This is a genomic window from Bradyrhizobium genosp. P, from assembly GCF_049949265.1.
Classification (GTDB): domain Bacteria; phylum Pseudomonadota; class Alphaproteobacteria; order Rhizobiales; family Xanthobacteraceae; genus Bradyrhizobium.
In genome coordinates this window covers 3854732-3870016 of sequence record NZ_CP188195.1, presented here as the reverse complement: position 1 = coordinate 3870016, position 15285 = coordinate 3854732, and the positions used below count along the sequence as shown (strand labels likewise).

Annotated in this window: 16 protein-coding genes and 2 pseudogenes; 6 read left to right on the top strand and 12 right to left on the bottom strand. The window is 59.1% G+C overall.

The window, feature by feature from the left end; translation table 11 throughout:
• Positions 1–264: 264 nt before the first annotated feature.
• The 4 genes from gfa to ACP2YO_RS18840 form a co-directional block, all read right to left on the bottom strand.
• Positions 265–828 (bottom strand): S-(hydroxymethyl)glutathione synthase, encoded by a 564-nt coding sequence (gfa, locus tag ACP2YO_RS18855; protein WP_426442181.1) that lies wholly within the window; start codon positions 826–828, stop codon positions 265–267.
• 32 nt (positions 829–860) lie between these two features.
• Positions 861–1970 (bottom strand): S-(hydroxymethyl)glutathione dehydrogenase/class III alcohol dehydrogenase, encoded by a 1110-nt coding sequence (locus tag ACP2YO_RS18850; RefSeq protein WP_426442180.1) that lies wholly within the window; start codon positions 1968–1970, stop codon positions 861–863.
• Positions 1971–2009: 39 nt separating this feature from the next.
• A complete protein-coding gene (locus ACP2YO_RS18845; protein WP_426443247.1) occupies positions 2010–2528 on the bottom strand; it encodes a c-type cytochrome, methanol metabolism-related in 519 nt (172 codons plus the stop codon).
• Positions 2529–2619: 91 nt separating this feature from the next.
• Entirely contained in the window at positions 2620–4497 is a 1878-nt protein-coding gene (locus ACP2YO_RS18840) for a methanol/ethanol family PQQ-dependent dehydrogenase (RefSeq protein ID WP_426442179.1), read from the bottom strand.
• Between the two features lie 381 nt (positions 4498–4878).
• Between ACP2YO_RS18840 and ACP2YO_RS18835 the strand changes: the two genes are divergently transcribed.
• Complete coding sequence (locus tag ACP2YO_RS18835; RefSeq protein WP_426442178.1) at positions 4879–5853, top strand: helix-turn-helix domain-containing protein; 975 nt, start codon at positions 4879–4881, stop codon at positions 5851–5853.
• Between the two features lie 193 nt (positions 5854–6046).
• Here the strand turns inward: ACP2YO_RS18835 and pqqA are convergent, their stop codons facing one another.
• From pqqA to ACP2YO_RS18820, 3 genes and pseudogenes are all read right to left on the bottom strand, one after another.
• A complete protein-coding gene (pqqA, locus tag ACP2YO_RS18830) occupies positions 6047–6127 on the bottom strand; it encodes a pyrroloquinoline quinone precursor peptide PqqA (protein ID WP_035721241.1) in 81 nt (26 codons plus the stop codon).
• 215 nt (positions 6128–6342) lie between these two features.
• Positions 6343–6693 (bottom strand): annotated as a pseudogene (locus ACP2YO_RS18825) (YkvA family protein); the annotation flags it as partial.
• 131 nt (positions 6694–6824) lie between these two features.
• On the bottom strand, positions 6825–8009 hold the full coding sequence (locus ACP2YO_RS18820; protein ID WP_426442177.1) for an ABC transporter substrate-binding protein: 1185 nt from the start codon (positions 8007–8009) through the stop codon (positions 6825–6827).
• A 254-nt stretch (positions 8010–8263) separates the two neighbouring features.
• Between ACP2YO_RS18820 and ACP2YO_RS18815 the strand changes: the two genes are divergently transcribed.
• The gene (locus ACP2YO_RS18815; RefSeq protein WP_426442176.1) at positions 8264–9247 is read left to right on the top strand and encodes a PQQ-dependent catabolism-associated beta-propeller protein; all 984 of its coding nucleotides are present in this window, start codon (positions 8264–8266) and stop codon (positions 9245–9247) included.
• Positions 9248–9291: 44 nt separating this feature from the next.
• Here the strand turns inward: ACP2YO_RS18815 and ACP2YO_RS18810 are convergent, their stop codons facing one another.
• Together ACP2YO_RS18810 and ACP2YO_RS18805 are read right to left on the bottom strand one after the other, a co-directional pair.
• Positions 9292–9498 (bottom strand): hypothetical protein, encoded by a 207-nt coding sequence (locus tag ACP2YO_RS18810; protein WP_426442175.1) that lies wholly within the window; start codon positions 9496–9498, stop codon positions 9292–9294.
• Between the two features lie 165 nt (positions 9499–9663).
• On the bottom strand, positions 9664–10191 hold the full coding sequence (locus ACP2YO_RS18805) for a DUF3280 domain-containing protein (RefSeq protein ID WP_426442174.1): 528 nt from the start codon (positions 10189–10191) through the stop codon (positions 9664–9666).
• A 115-nt stretch (positions 10192–10306) separates the two neighbouring features.
• On the opposite strand from ACP2YO_RS18805, the gene ACP2YO_RS18800 reads away from it, so the two are divergent.
• On the top strand, positions 10307–10660 hold the full coding sequence (locus ACP2YO_RS18800) for a hypothetical protein (protein ID WP_426442173.1): 354 nt from the start codon (positions 10307–10309) through the stop codon (positions 10658–10660).
• A gap of 42 nt (positions 10661–10702) precedes the next feature.
• Here the strand turns inward: ACP2YO_RS18800 and ACP2YO_RS18795 are convergent, their stop codons facing one another.
• A complete protein-coding gene (locus tag ACP2YO_RS18795; RefSeq protein WP_426442172.1) occupies positions 10703–11605 on the bottom strand; it encodes a hypothetical protein in 903 nt (300 codons plus the stop codon).
• Positions 11606–11715: 110 nt separating this feature from the next.
• Between ACP2YO_RS18795 and ACP2YO_RS18790 the strand changes: the two genes are divergently transcribed.
• The 3 genes from ACP2YO_RS18790 to ACP2YO_RS18780 are packed head-to-tail and all read left to right on the top strand — an operon-like array spanning position 11716 to position 14254.
• Positions 11716–12789 carry an ABC transporter substrate-binding protein gene (locus ACP2YO_RS18790; protein WP_426442171.1) on the top strand — a complete coding sequence of 358 codons (1074 nt, stop codon included), beginning with the start codon at positions 11716–11718 and terminating at the stop codon, positions 12787–12789.
• Positions 12790–12795: 6 nt separating this feature from the next.
• Positions 12796–13533 carry an ABC transporter permease gene (locus ACP2YO_RS18785; RefSeq protein WP_426442170.1) on the top strand — a complete coding sequence of 246 codons (738 nt, stop codon included), beginning with the start codon at positions 12796–12798 and terminating at the stop codon, positions 13531–13533.
• Entirely contained in the window at positions 13502–14254 is a 753-nt protein-coding gene (locus ACP2YO_RS18780) for an ABC transporter ATP-binding protein (RefSeq protein WP_426443246.1), read from the top strand. Before ACP2YO_RS18785 ends, ACP2YO_RS18780 begins: the two co-directional genes overlap by 32 nt.
• A 92-nt stretch (positions 14255–14346) precedes the next feature.
• On the opposite strand, the pseudogene ACP2YO_RS18775 reads toward ACP2YO_RS18780, so the two are convergent.
• A pseudogene (locus tag ACP2YO_RS18775) lies at positions 14347–14538 on the bottom strand (response regulator); the annotation flags it as partial.
• Between the two features lie 103 nt (positions 14539–14641).
• Positions 14642–15262 carry a response regulator gene (locus tag ACP2YO_RS18770; protein ID WP_426442169.1) on the bottom strand — a complete coding sequence of 207 codons (621 nt, stop codon included), beginning with the start codon at positions 15260–15262 and terminating at the stop codon, positions 14642–14644.
• Positions 15263–15285: the final 23 nt, after the last annotated feature.

The window sequence follows — 15285 nt, the reverse complement described above, 5'->3', positions numbered from 1 at the left end:
CTGCGCTCGAGGATCGGCAGCGGCATTTCGCTCAACGCCAGTGTACCGATCGTACCGCTGCGCCACGAGCGCCGCTTCCGCAATGAAGACGCCAAGAGCGACATGAAGGGCGAAGTCGGACATTACCGACGGGCCAGGAGCACCTTTTCACCGACCGTTCAAATGCCACGCGACCATTCTCCAGAGCGCTGGCACAAGATCGAGCGACAATTATGAAGCCGTCGGCGGTAGTTTCCGCCGACAGCATGTCACGGAGCGCCGCCGTCAGCTTGCTTTGGATTTCGCCTCATGGGTAGCCAGCACATCCATCAAGGCCGGCGACAAGCAATCATAGGGCTCGAGCCCGAGCTCCTTCAGCCGCGATCTGATCCCAGTCATCTCGGCCGGTTTGACGCCGGACTCGATCACAGACGACACGAACGCAGCAAATCCGGCAGCCGCCGAGCCGGTTTCCCGGAACAGCTCGGGATGGATGAAGTCGAGGCCATAGAACGGGTGGCCCTTGTTCTCGATCCGGCCATACATGTGGGTGCCGCATCCCTTGCAGGCGTGGCGCTGGATCGTCGCCGCAGCGTCGACGACATGCAACTTGTCGCCGTTCTCCAGCACGCTGACGTTCTCGCGCGGGACCACCGCGATGACCGCGAAGGTCGCGCCTTCGGGCTTCCAGCACTTGGTGCAACCACAGGCGTGATTGTGGGCGACATCGCCCTTGACCCCGACCTTCACCTGCTTGTCTGCGCATTTACAGACCAGGGTTCCGCCGGCGAAGTGGCCCGAGCCCGGTTTGACGCCGTTGTCGATCGATGGGTGGATATGAACAGTCATTGGCTATCCTCCTGCTGCTTGCTGTTTTGATTTCAGAATACGACGACCGAACGGATCGACTTGCCCTCGTGCATCAGGTCGAAGCCCTTGTTGATCTCCTCGAGCTTCAGCACGTGGGTGATCATCGGATCGATCTGGATCTTTCCGGTCATGTACCAGTCGACAATCTTCGGCACATCGGTGCGGCCGCGCGCGCCGCCGAACGCAGTGCCCTTCCAGACCCGGCCGGTGACGAGCTGGAACGGTCGCGTCGCGATCTCCTTGCCACTTTCCGCGACGCCGATCACCACCGAGACGCCCCAGCCGCGGTGGCAGGCTTCCAGCGCCTGCCGCATCACGTTGGTGTTGCCGGTGCAATCGAAGGTGAAATCGGCGCCGCCGTCGGTCAGGCCAACCAGATGCTGGACGATGTCGCCGCCGATCTTGGTCGGATTGACGAAATGCGTCATGCCGAACTGGCGGCCCCAGGCGTCCTTGGAATCATTGACGTCGACGCCGATGATCTTGTCGGCACCCACCATCCTGGCGCCCTGGATGACGTTGAGGCCGATGCCGCCGAGGCCGAACACGACGACGTTGGAGCCCGGCGTCACCTTGGCAGTGTTGACGACCGCGCCGACGCCGGTGGTGACGCCGCAACCGATGTAGCAGCTCTTGTCGAACGGCGCGTCCTCGCGGATCTTCGCCACTGCGATCTCGGGCAGCACGGTGAAATTCGAGAATGTCGAGCAGCCCATGTAGTGGAAGACCGTCTCGCCCTTGTATTTGAAGCGCGAGGTGCCGTCGGGCATCACGCCCTTGCCCTGCGTGGCGCGGATCGCGGTGCAGAGATTGGTCTTCTGGCTCAGGCAGCTTTTGCACTGGCGGCATTCGGGCGTGTAGAGCGGGATCACGTGATCGCCCGGCTTGACCGACGTCACGCCGGCACCGACTTCGCGCACGATGCCCGCGCCCTCATGGCCGAGGATGGACGGGAAGATGCCTTCGCTATCGAAGCCGTCGAGCGTGTAGGCGTCGGTATGACAAATGCCCGTTGCCTTGATCTCGACCAGGACCTCGCCGGCCTTGGGTCCTTCCAGATCAAGCTCGACGATCTCCAGCGGTTTCTTTGCCTCAAACGCGACAGCGGCGCGTGTCTTCATGTCCTGCTCCCGTTGCGTACTTTAGCACCGCAAATGCGCTCATTTGATACCTGTGCAACTGGCTTCGGCCTGCTTGGCAGTTTCAGGTTTGTCTTCGTGGGTGGGTGGCCGGCCACCCGGAATGGCATCGTTGGCGCGCGCGCGCAGATACACGTAGATATCGTCGAGGTAGCACATGACATTTACGTTGCTCGCAAACGAGGGCATCACCTTGTCGTTGGCGGCGTCAACATTCTTGCGGCCATTGGTAACGACATCGGCGAAGTCGGTGTAGCTCAACGTCTTCAGCGAATTGGCCAACGCCGGAGCGTAGGTCGACCCCTCGCCATTGGGGCCATGGCATACGTGGCAATCCGAGTGATAGCGGCGGAAGCCGGAGAAAGTGTACCAGTCGACCATCCCATCCGAGCTGATCTTGTAGGTCGGATTGCCGTCTTTGTCCGTGTACTTGCCATTGTCGGATGAAGCCACCGCAGGATCACCCGATCCGTCTGCATGAGCAACACCACCAGCCAACACACTCGCCGCAACTACGAGTACAAATTTCCAGCACTTGATATTCACGTAAGCTTTCCTCGTGGAACATTGAGACAGAATCGGCGCGCAGCGGAACTGCGGCGCGCCGATCGATTGTCACTTCACCGTGCCGTTACTCGGACGGCAACGCGAACACGGTCAACGTTCCGCCCAGTGAGGTGTAGGACGCCAGACCCGCATAACCACCGACGGCGCCAAGGCCCGCCGTATCGACGGTCTTTTCCTTGGTCGGCAGCTTGCCCTGATCGACCGCGCCATGCCATGCCGCGGCGTTTTCCGGCTGCAGCAGACCGGCCGCAAGGCCGATGCCCGCCCAACCGCCAACACCGGAGAGCACGGCAACATATTGCTTGCCGCCATGCTCATAGGTCATGACGTTGCCGATGATGCCGGACGGGGTCTTGAACTTGTACAGCTCCTTGCCGGTCTTGGCATCGACCGCCTTCAGATAGCCTTCGAGCGTACCGTAGAACACCACATTGCCGGCCGTTGCCAAGGCGCCGCCCCAAGCTGAGAACTGCTCCTTGTTGGACCAGACGATCTTGCCGGTCTTGCCGTCCCAGGCGATGAAGTTGCCCATGTTGGTGTCACCCTTGGGTGGATACATCGCGACGGCCGCACCGACGTAGGCCTGACCAGCGGTGTAAGCCACCTTGTAAGGCTCATAGTCCATGCAGACGTGGTTGGTCGGGACGTAGAACAATTGCGTCTCCGGGCTATAGGCCGCCGGTTGCTCGTCCTTGGTGCCAAGCGCTGCCGGACAGATGCCCTTCGAGTTGGTGTCTTCACCATTGTGCTGGGTCGAATAGGCGTCGACCACCAGCGGACGACCATAGGTTTTGGACGATTTGTCCATGTCGACCTTGGTGGCCCAATTCACCACCGGATCGAACTTTTCTGCGACCAGCAATTCGCCGGTGGCCCGATCGAGCGTGTAGCCGAAACCGTTACGATCGAAATGCGTCAGCACGCTGCGCATTTTGCCATCCATGGTCTGATCGGTCAGGATCATCTCGTTGACACCGTCAAAATCCCATTCGTCGTGCGGCGTCATCTGGTAGATCCATTTGACCTTGCCGGTGTCGAGATCGCGCGCCCAGATCGACATCGACCACCTGTTGTCACCGGGACGTTGCACCGGATTCCAGGTCGAGGGATTGCCCGAGCCGTAATAGACCAGATTCAGCTTGGGATCGTAGGAATACCAACCCCATGTCGCACCACCGCCGATCTTCCATTGATCGCCCTGCCAGGTCGAGGTCGACGAGTCAGGTCCGACCGGCTTGCCAAGCGACGTCGTCTTGTCCGGATCAATCAGCGTGTCGGCATCTGGTCCTTCCGAATAACCACGCCAAGCCAGCTTGCCATCCTTGATGTCGTAGGCGCTGATCCAGCCGCGAACGCCGAATTCACCTCCGGAAACACCGACGAGAACCTTGTCCTTGAACACGAACGGCGCGTCGGTGCCGGATTGGCCCTTGCCGGCTTCTCCGTCCATCACCGACCAGACTTTTGCGCCGGTCTTGGCATCGAGCGCGACCAAAGTCGTATCGGCCTGATGCAGGAATATCTTGCCGTCGGCGTAGGCGACACCGCGATTGACCGTATCGCAGCACATGATCGGGATCACGTTTGGATCCTGGCGCGGCTCGTATTTCCAGAGGATCTTGCCCTCATGGTTGAGATCGAGCGCATAGACCGTGTTCGGGAACGGCGTATGCACATACATCACGTCACCAACCACCAGCGGGCCACCTTCGTGACCGCGCAGCACCCCGGTCGAGAAGGTCCAGGCGACCTGCAGCTTCTTGACGTTGGATGCGTTGATCTGACTGAGCTTGGAATAACGCGTGTTCGCGTCATCGCCCTGTTGCATCACCCATTGCTTGGGGTCCTTGGCAAGCTTGTCCAACGCCTCGTCGGCATAGGCAGCACCTGCGGCGAGCGCCGACACGACGCCAAGACCGGTAGCAAGTAGCACCTTGCGCATAGTAGTTCCTCCCAGTTGCGAGCGAAGGGTTTCCGTAAAAACGGTCCACTTTTCGGAATTGCTCGTTCGGATTTTTACCCGGTTTTGAATTGGAAAACTTGCCCAAGAGAGAAGTGCGTTTGCGCGCAAGCGAAACACACCGAACTTTCTAGCCGGCGCTCGCGACTTTCGCTGGCCGCGAGCGTTTATGCTGCGCAGCATCATAGGTTGAGGTTCCACTTGACGGCGCTGAAACTAAGTCGGAGGGTTATCAAGGGGATGTCAGCAGGCGTGCTGGTCAAAGCCCAATGACCGCCTTAAATTGAGGTAAAGCCACTTCATGGTGACTCGATGCCTCGCGCGACAAGCGGTCATGTTTGATCTCGAATCGGTGGCTGGATGATGTCCGACACGGTCCGCTCACATAACACTTCCGGACTTACGCCGAAGAAGCAGATTCAAGTTTGGTCAGATACCCTGACCGATCTCTGCGGGCATTTCGACATCGATCCGCTCAAGGCTTCGTCATTCGAAGGCCAGATCAACTACACGATGGTTTCGAAACTAAAGCTTTGCCAGATCGAGGCGAGCCAGCATCGGCTGGCGCATACCGCCTCGCGCGCAGAACTGGGCGGCCATCCGTTCGTCAAGATACTGTTTCAGACTTATGGCATTTCGCATTTCGAACAGAGTGGTCGCCACATTGACCTGATGCCCGGCGACTGTCTCGTCTACGATGTATCCTGTCCGCACACGATCGTCAGCCCGACACTGACGCGACACGAGGTTGTCATCGTCCCGAAGGAACTGCTGCAAGAACGCGGCTTCCGGTCGGAGAAAATGTCAGCATGCAAACTCTCGGCGCGCACCGGCACCGGCCGGATCGCCTACAATTTTGTCCATGCGGCGTTCGACGAGGCGACCAAGCTATCGCCGAACAACGCGATCGGGGTGGCGGATTCGCTGATCGACCTCCTGCTGTTGCCGCTCCGCGAAGCCGACGCGATGTTCGATCGTGTCGGGCCCGAGGCGATGTATGTCCGGGCGCAGTTTTTCGTCCGCGAACATCTGCGCGACCCGAATCTTTCCATCGATCAGATCTCGGCGGTACTGGGCTGCACCAAGCGCTATCTGCACATGCTGTTCAGCGAACGTGGCACCACCATCAGCGACTACATACGGCACGCCAGGTTGCAGAACTGCCGCCAGGAGCTGGAGACCCAGGCCGGGAAATCCGTCACGGACGTCGCATTCTCGTGGGGCTTTTCGAGTTCATCGCACTTCAGCCGCGTGTTCCGGGAGTATTTTGGAGTTGTTCCATCTGCGATTCACAAAGCGCAGCACGGTGGCCCATCCCCAGACGGTCCCTGCGAATAAAACATCGGGTTCGGCGCGACGAGCAGGTATTTTTCCTGGCGCGCTTGTTAACTCTTGTTGTCCGGCCTCTAAGTCTGTTTGAGGTCGGCCTGATGTCTTAAAGTCCGATGTATTGAGATCACAGGCAGGGAGGCCACTGCCCGGCTCGATGCAAAGAATGCCGATCGAGCCGGGCAGATCGTTTCGAGGCCGTTTATTTGCGCGCTGCGCAGGCGTACATGTTGATTTCCATGCCCACCGGCACTTCGACAATTTTAGGAGTCTTCCAGGTCATTCCGCCCTCCGAAGTCGTTTTGGCGCGAGCGTCGCGCCGCAGCCGAGCCTAGGAGCACGCCCGACATCGCGCAAGTGCTCAAGATCGAAGGTCGAACGCCTGGGGGCTGCGCCCTGCATGCAATATTTCGCTCGTGGACAAGGCCGCTTCCCTCCCGGATAAGGCGTTTGGGAGGTGATGGGTCCGGTGAATCCAGACGAAAATCCAATAGCCTCTTATCGACCCCAACGCGAAAACCCGAACCACAGCAGCAGAGCGGCGCTCGACATCCAAATCGCAATGATCGCCGTAGCTGCGATCTTGCTGTCCTGCCGGCGGTGCATGACTTCGCTGGCTTTGGCACGATACTCGGCCATTGCCTGCTCCGGGATCAACGACACGACAAGCCAGATGCCGAGCGGCACCAGAATCAAATCATCCAAATATCCGAGTATCGGAATGAAATCCGGAATGAGATCGATAGGTGAGAGGGCATATGCCGCGACAACGACCGCAATAACTTTCACATACCAGGGCGTACTGGGACTACGAGCAGCCAGATAGACCGCGTAAGCGTCTCGTTTCAATCTGCCGCCCAAGTCTTGATGCGATCGAACATGGAAACGGCCTCGACGTCAGGCTCCTGGAGACAAAAGCCGCGCAGAAAGCCCTCAGTCACTCGGAGACGGCGGCCAAAAGTGTTACTCGAACGCGCAAACTATTTGAGCGAACACTTGGTTTCAGGACGATCAAGACCGAGGGTATCGAGCGTCGATACTTGGTGAAGGAAGCCTTCCTGAGGGGATACCGATACGGTGTTCCTGCCGTCGAACAACAGGATCGGCTGCCGCAGCTGCAAGTTCCAGTCGCGAATCGTAAGTTTTTGCCCTTTGAACGCCGCGACCGAGAATTCGGGACTTTTGATGTAGGCGAGCATCTTGGCCGCATCGCCAGATCCAGTCCGGCTCGCGGCCTCGCCGATCATGCGAACCGCGGTCCACACCTGCATGTCGTGCGCCGTCATTGAACGCTGGAAAGCCTTTGTGAAGCGGTTCTGCAACTGCACGGCACCCCATTGATCGAACGCCGCATCCCATGTGGTGGGAACCAGTCCGGCAGAACCTGCGACCGGACGCGGATCCCAGGTCCGGTACGGCAGATAGCCGGCAAAGACCTCGCTTTCGTCCGCTGCGACCAGCACATCATGGTCGGGCGCGCCTTGTGTCACCATCGGCATCTGCTGCTGGATCTCAGCGACGCCACTGTCGGTCCGGCGCGCGCCTCCGCTATCCTTGAACACCCGCTCCTCAACGATTTTGGCACCGAAACGCATCGCCGCATGGCGCAACGCGTCGGCGAACAATTTGTCGTTTTCGTGCGAGCCCGTCATCAGCATCCATTTGCGCCACTTTTTCCAGACCAGATATTGTGCCAGTGCGTCGGCCAGCATGGAACGCGTGGGCGCGACATGAATGATGTTGGCGCGGCAATCCTGTTCGCGCAGGCGCTCATCCAATGCGAACGCGTTGATCAAGGTCTCGCCGCGCGCTTTGCCGGCATCCGCCGTCTTCAGGAGGCGGTCCGCATCGAGGCTCGTGACGATAAAGGACGCTCCCTGGTCGGCGAGCGCGTTCATGGCCGCGATCGGGTCCTCTTTCTCGTCAACCAATTTCTCGATTAGCGTGTACCGCTGATTGAGGAAACGGCCAGTAGTGTCGTCGTCCTCAATCGCCAGCTGCGCGCCGGCAAGCCCATCATTTGCGGCCGGCACGTCGATTAGCGATATCCGGATCCGTGACGGCGCCTGATGAAGGTAACCGATCTTGATTTCCAGTGGTTGATCGCACAGCCCGGTTCCACATAAAGCGGCTAGTGCAACGACACCAATCAGAAGCCGAAGCAAGTCAAGCCTCCAATGCCAACCTCGGACGTTTTACAATGCCCCGATTGCGCTGCAGCATCGCCGGTCATTTCGTCATGTTTGAGCTCTCAGGCTACTCTATTTATCGTTAGACGCAAGGAAGGCGAGGATCGGTCGACGGATTTAGAACTACTGCTACGGTTGTCTATTGCGCGCAATGGCGTCAAACAGAACATAGAATAAAAGCGCTCGGGTTCGATCGACACGAACGGGACCTGACAGGTTGGAGAAGCCACATGTTGGATTTGCACCGGCCCGCGGCAACAATGCTTTCCCTGTTCGTTCTTCTGTTCTCGTTCAATCCTGCCTTCGCCTTCCTCGCCTACGTCTCCAATGAGAAGGGCAACTCTATCTCGGTGGTCGACACCGACAAAATGGAGACGGTAGCCACCATCAAGACAGGGCAACGGCCGCGCGGCATCGAAGTCACCCGCGACGGTAAATTTGTCTTCGTCGCTCTCGGTGACGACGACAAGATCGAGATGTTCGACACCAAGAGCCGCGAGGATGCCGGCGAATTGCCGTCAGGTCCGGATCCCGAACAGTTTGCGCTCGATCCGGCCGGAAAGCTCCTCTACGTCGCGAACGAAAACGACGCAATGGTGACCATTATCGACATGGAAAAACGCGCCGCCATTGGTCAGGTATCGGTCGGCACGGAGCCCGAGGGCATGGCGGTCAGCCCAGATTCCAAAATGCTGATATGCACGTCTGAGACGACAAGCATGGCTCATTTCATCGACACCGCGAGCCGCGAAGTCGTCGGTAACCTGCTTGTCGGTTCCCGCCCACGCTTCTCCGCTTTCAAGTCCGACGGATCGGAATTATGGGTCACCTCAGAAATCGGCGGCGGTCTTGCTATCATCGATCCGGCGACGCGACAGCTCAAGCAAACCGTAACATTTGAAATCCCGGGTCTGCGATCCGAGGCGATCCAGCCAGTCGGCATAAATATCACCAAGGACGGTAAACTCGGCTTCATCGATCTGGGGCCGGCCAATCGGGTCGCCGTGGTTGATGGCGTCAGCCACGCTGTGTTGAAGTACCTGCTGGTCGGACAGCGCGTTTGGCATGGCGCGTTCACGCCCGACGAAAAATACCTGCTGGTAGCCAACGGCGTTTCGAACGACGTCTCGGTGATCGACGTCGCAGCCCAAAAGGTCATCAAATCGATTCAGGTTGGCGAATTGCCTTGGGGTGTCGCGTTCGGACCGAATTGAAAATAACGGCGACTATGTTTCGCCGCGTACCGGAGAGGCCCGAATCAAATCTTTCGCCTCTCGTGTCCAGGATACTCGCAAGTCCATTTCCTTGCGGTCCACTGGGGATGATCGCCGATCCACTTGGCGATGTAGGGCTGCGCGGCCATCATGCACTGACGAAGCGAGCCATCCCAGGCGAACTGAATATATTTCTCCTCGCAATTGGCCGGATTGGCGATGGCGCAGACTGTCAGGATGATTTCGATCATTCCCTGTGCCTCTATCCGAGATGAAACTCAAAAATGTTACGCTGAACTCGCCTTCGCGTCTCGAATTTCGACAATGAATTTCGTGCTTCGGGGCGGCCTGTGGTTCGATTCCGCCGGACACAGGCCCTCTGCTCGCACGCCAGGCGATTGAATGGATGACGGTGACTACCTATCCTGCGCGCCGGTGCCCGACGTCGCGTCTTCCGGCAGACGGTTCCGCACCAGGAAGCGCACCCCGTGCTCGTAAGCTTCCGCAGTGTCGCCGCGGATTTGACCGCCAAGATGAGCCTTGATCGCCCCGCTGGAACTGTCAACGATCCAGATGTCCATGGACGAAATCAGCGACGAGACCTTGTGAATCACGGATACAACGGCGTAGGCCGCGTCGGCCTGGCGCGCGATCGGCAGAAAGCAATCCCCGCATCGATAGCGCGGCGATGTCCCCGCTATGTCGGCGCCGAATGACCCGAGATCGACAGGCGCATAACGTCCGGTTTTTTCCAGGGCCTCCGATAGAACTCGCGTCGCCATCGCAAGCCGTTCGGTCAGATCAGGTTGCGGGGGCTCACCGCTGGTGTCGTAGATCTCAAACGGAAAAATGGCCGCGGTTGGCGCCGCGACAGCGCCGCCTGTCCAACCCAGGATTGAGAGAACAATAGCGGAAATCCGCCACGGAGCTTCGATGCGCATCATCGTCTCTCTTCCTCTTGCAATTGCGGCTGGCGTCGCCGATTGATATTAACGCGGGCGTTAAGCTGTGGCATCGGCCGCATTCCTCACATGACAACGTTATAGGGAGCGACGCAACATGGCCAAGGCGGTTCTTCTGACGCCATTCGTCCTTGCATTGACTCTTGCATCTGTTCCTGGGGGTGCTTCGGCAAAAGACACCCAATTCTGGAACCTGACTGCCAATACGATTACGTCACTGCAGCTTTCGCCGCCCGGCAAGAACGCGTGGGGTAACAACCAGGCCGATAATGATCGCGATCACACCGTCGATCATGACGAGCGCCTAAAAATTACCGACACGGAGGCCGGAATTTACGACGTCAGATTTATCGACAAGAACGGGCGAACCTGCGTCGTTCCGAACGTTCAGGTCAAGACCGGTGCGATCTTCTCGATCGAGGAGAAACAGCTGAAGAGCTGCACCAAATAGGCGCGATCAATTCCGCAGCACTTTGAACGGCGGTCGCGGCGTTCAAAAATTGATGCCGAATAGGAGGCGCGCCTGCTGGCGTTCGAAATTGCTCAAATCGAGCGAACCCGCGACGGCGGTTGCGTGGCCGGCAACCTGCGCACTCCAGGCCACGGTCAACCACGCGCGCTCCGACAATTTGAAGTAGGCCGTCGGACCAACAAAGAAGGCTTGTCCAGCCAGGGTATTGAGCCCGCCCCCGTCATACTGACGCAAATAGCGGGCTTCGCTGCCGACGAAAATTCCCGAGTGAACCTGCGCCATCACAGCAACTGCAATGCCTACCGTAGATTCCTGCGACCAGGTTCCTGTCAGCTTTGTGCGCATGATGTCGGGTTGATACAGGATGTTGAAGGCTGCGACGACCTGGTCGGGAACGACCTCCCAGTCGGCAGCGGCGACGAAATCGACTCCATATAGGCTGACCGGCTCGCCGGTGACGTCGTTGGCGCGCCCCCAATGCGGCTCGGCGCCAACCGCAAAGCCGAATGGCGCCGATGCGCGATCAACGAACCGATAGCGGATGTCGGCGGATAACCCGCCGAACCCGGTATAGCGCTGATCGGCGAACCCGGTTACGCCTGTAATGTCATAGGAATTGACCATGCCGGTAAGCTCAGCTCGCAGGTTCGGCATCGGCACGATTTCCACGGACACCGTGCTGGAACCTGCGTCATATGTCCCGGTCCGCTTCGAAAATCGTCCGGCTACCGACCCCTCCAATTCTCTTTCTCCAACGTCGCCCACGTCGCTTCCAATGGTGAAGCCAAACAGATGCTCGGTCTCGATTGGTTCGGCGTAGGCACCGCCCGGAATGAGTGAGAGCGTAACTAACAGCCAAGATCGCGCCGTACGGCACCGCTGCACTGCCGAAACAAGCCGTTCCGATGCCTTCGGAGCTTCCATCGAAACATCCCGCAACCTTTGCCGCACTGCATTCTAAACCGGTTCCACGACTTTCCAAGGTGAGTATCGGAACAACCGATCCCGGATAATCTTACCATTCTACAACGGCATTGCCATTTCGTCCCGAAAGGCCTTGGGACTTAATAACCAATCGGCTGTTGCGTTGGCGGACCGACAGCGTGGATAATCTCCCGATGACTGCGGTCGCAAGCACAATATCCGGAATTCTCGTGGCGCTGTGGCTCGTTGTTGGAGTTGCTCCAGCGCCGGCCGCCGAGACCTTGCGGATAGGTCTGCAAAGCACCGGCACCTTTGCCTGGCAACTGGACGTGATCCGTCGCCACGGCCTTGCCGAGAGCGCCGGGCTGGATCTGAAAATCAGTGAATTCGCCTCGCCAGATGCCGGCAAGCTTGCCCTCAATAGCGGCTCGGTCGATCTCGCTATCGTCGATTGGCTTTGGGTTGCGCGGGCGCGTGCCCTTGGCGCCAAGCTGTTGTTTTATCCCTATTCGAGCGCCGTCGGCGCCATCATGGTGAAGAGCGACTCACCGTTGCGCGGAATTGAAGATCTCAGGGGCCACGTTCTTGCCGTAGCGGGCGGCCCGCTCGACAAAAGCTGGCTGATCGTACAGGCCGCCGCGACGCGTCAAGGTATCAATCTCAAGCGTGATGCGACCCTTGCGTACGGCGCACCACCACTGATGTCTCAAAAGCTGCAGCAGGGCGAGGCTGACGCCAGCCTCAATTTCTGGAATTTCTGCGCCAGCCTGGAAACGCAGGGCTATCGCCGCATCTTCGAGGTACGCGACGCCGAAGCCATACTCGGGTTGACCGAACCGGTCGCACTAATCGGCTACGCGTTTTCCGAGCAATTCGCAGCCGAGCACCGAAACACGATCGACCGCTTCATCGCGATTTCGCACAAGGCTGACGACATCATGCGGGGATCCGACCAAGAATGGGACGCTCTACGGCCGCTGATGAATGCCAAGGATGACAGCACATTTAAGGCCTATCGCCACCGCACCCGAGAGGGCATGCCGCAGCGGTCGATCGCTGCGGAAGAAGCCGACGCGCGCGCGCTGTTCAAGGCACTCGCGAGCACCGGCGGGGCGGAACTCGTAGGTCCCTCGCAACAACTCGATCCGGGCCTTTACTATCAACCGGACCAGCGCGGAGATTGAGCGTTGTTGCCGAGAATATTCTCGTTGGCCGCCCTGATTGCGGTTTGGGCCATTGTCGCCGCGCTGGCTCAGTCGCGCCTGCTCCCCGGCCCGCTGACGGTCGGTCGGGCGACACTCGCTGAGATCCGTTCCGGTGAACTGCCGTTCCAGATGGCCTGCACACTCGGACGCGTGATCGGTTCTTTTGCGATCGCGATGGCGCTTGGCACGATCACGGGCTATGCGATGGGCCGGTCGAATGCCGTCGACAGGTTTGCCGATTCGTGGCTGATCGCGCTGATCAACATGCCGGCGCTGGTCATCATCATTTTTGCCTATATCTGGATCGGCCTCAACGAAACCGCGGCGATTCTGGCTGTCGCCGTCAACAAGCTGCCGAACGTAGTCGTCGTTGTGCGCGAAGGCGCCCGGGCGCTCGATCCGGAAATCGACGAGATGGCGAAGGCTTTCCAATTCACGGCATTCAAGAGAATTCGACATGTCGTGATGCCGCAACTCGCGCCCTATCTGGCGGCCAGTTCGCGTTCCGGCCTGTCGATCGTCTGGAAGATTGTGCTGGTGGTCGAGTTGATCGGGCGCCCGAACGGCGTAGGGTTCGTTCTAGGGTCGGCATTCTCGCTGTTCGACATGGCCAGGATACTGAGCTATGCGCTCTGCTTCATCGTACTTATGCTCGTGATCGAAAGCTTTTTGGTACAGCCGCTTGAACGACGTGCAAACCGCTGGAGACGCCGCCCCGCTTGAGCTTCGCATTGATGCGAAGCGCTATGTGTCGACAGATGGCACGCCGGTCGACGTCGTTCGCAATTTCGAGCTTAAGCTCGAGGCTGGATCGTTCGGCGCGTTGATCGGGCCTTCCGGTTGCGGCAAGACGACAATCCTCAAAATCGCGGCCGGCCTGGATACTGATTTTCGGGGATACATCCGTCCGCCCGGCACCGGGCGTCTCGGGATGGTCTTTCAGGAACCCCGTCTGCTGCCTTGGCGCACGGTCGAGGACAACGTCCGCCTGGCGCTTCCCCCGCATCAGACAGACGACGATCTCACCGACCTCTTCGAGACTCTCGGCCTCGTTTCGCATCTGGCGCGATACCCGGGTGAATTGTCGCTCGGACTTGCGCGCCGCACGGCAATCGCCCGCGCCTTTGCGATCCGGCCGGATTTCCTGCTGCTTGATGAGCCGTTTGTATCGCTCGATGAAGCGGTCGCCGTCCGGCTACGCAACGAACTCGTGGCGCTTACAAGTGGAACGAGGGTAACGACGCTGTTAGTGACCCATGATCTGGTAGAAGCCGTGCAACTGGCGGATCGTCTGTTTCTTTTGTCGGATCGCCCGGCGCACATTATTTTCGAGCAAACGTTACCGCCGCCACGGGGCACGCGCAGCAAGGATGTCGTCACGGAGATCAGCGAGGCAGTGCGGGCATTGGTCGTGCAGGCAGCGACCGGCAACGGGCAAAGCTGACGTCAATCCCGTGGGCTCCTGATTGCGAAGCAGACAACAGCACCGAGCGCAGGCCAAAGCTTCCGGCGAATGATGGACGAGGTATTGTCTTTCAAGCGCCGCGCCAGTTCAAATCCCGAGATCGCCGGCAGCTCAACGTCGAGGACGCAAACGTCCGGCCGTTCGGCAACAAACGCCCGCTCACCGCTTTCAGCGTCACAGGCTTCGAGGATCGCGACATCAGATTCGGCCGCGAACAACGCTCGACAGCCCGAAACCACAATAGGATAATCGTCGACGATCAGAACACGCGTGGGCGCTGGTAACCCCCGGTTTACCCCCGTCGCGCAGCATCAAATCCCTAGGCGCCAGGCCGCGACAGGCACCTGACAAAGCTGGCGCTCAAACTCAAACCAGCTGGCTCTCGATCGCAAAACGCACCAGTTCGGAAGCTGAGCGTAGGCCAAGCTTCTGACGAATGATCGAAGAGGTATTAGCAACCGTCTTGTAGGACGAATGGACTAGCCAAGCGATCTCGGAAAGGCTTTTGCCAACGCTGAGCAGTCGCAATATCTCGATCTCGCGGGGCGTCAATTTCGACAGCGGATTCTGAGCGACCGTGGGCCCCGCAAACGCAAGCCGGCGTGCGATCGCCGCAGGCAGATAGACCCCGCCGTTTCCCACTTCTCTGATTGCCTCGACGAGATCGCAGGGGTCTCCGGACTTCGACACATAGCCCTTGGCACCGATTTCGATCGCGCGCGCGGCGAATACCGGATCGTCATTCATACTGAACATAATGATGCGCGCTGACCTCTTGAGCGCGAGAATTCGCCGCGCCAGCTCAAATCCCGAGACCGTCGGCAGATTGATATCGAGCACGCAGATATCGGGCCGTTCAGCCGTAACCGCGCGCTCGCCGCTCTCCGCGTCAAAGGCCTCCAGAATCACGATATCATCGTCGCCGGCGAACAACGCACGGCAGCCCGAAGCCACGATAGGATGATCGTCGACGATCAGAACACGCATTGGCGCTGGTCCAAACCCCTCTC

Coding starts and splice junctions, on each gene's coding strand:
- ACP2YO_RS18770 (WP_426442169.1), bottom strand. CDS start 15,262: ATGCGTGTTCTGATCGTCGACGATCATCCTATCGTGGCTTCGGGCTGC.
- ACP2YO_RS18810 (WP_426442175.1), bottom strand. CDS start 9,498: ATGATCGAAATCATCCTGACAGTCTGCGCCATCGCCAATCCGGCCAAT.
- ACP2YO_RS18850 (WP_426442180.1), bottom strand. CDS start 1,970: ATGAAGACACGCGCCGCTGTCGCGTTTGAGGCAAAGAAACCGCTGGAG.
- ACP2YO_RS18815 (WP_426442176.1), top strand. CDS start 8,264: ATGTTGGATTTGCACCGGCCCGCGGCAACAATGCTTTCCCTGTTCGTT.
- pqqA (WP_035721241.1), bottom strand. CDS start 6,127: ATGACCTGGAAGACTCCTAAAATTGTCGAAGTGCCGGTGGGCATGGAA.
- ACP2YO_RS18835 (WP_426442178.1), top strand. CDS start 4,879: ATGTCCGACACGGTCCGCTCACATAACACTTCCGGACTTACGCCGAAG.
- gfa (WP_426442181.1), bottom strand. CDS start 828: ATGACTGTTCATATCCACCCATCGATCGACAACGGCGTCAAACCGGGC.
- ACP2YO_RS18795 (WP_426442172.1), bottom strand. CDS start 11,605: ATGGAAGCTCCGAAGGCATCGGAACGGCTTGTTTCGGCAGTGCAGCGG.
- ACP2YO_RS18805 (WP_426442174.1), bottom strand. CDS start 10,191: ATGATGCGCATCGAAGCTCCGTGGCGGATTTCCGCTATTGTTCTCTCA.
- ACP2YO_RS18800 (WP_426442173.1), top strand. CDS start 10,307: ATGGCCAAGGCGGTTCTTCTGACGCCATTCGTCCTTGCATTGACTCTT.
- ACP2YO_RS18840 (WP_426442179.1), bottom strand. CDS start 4,497: ATGCGCAAGGTGCTACTTGCTACCGGTCTTGGCGTCGTGTCGGCGCTC.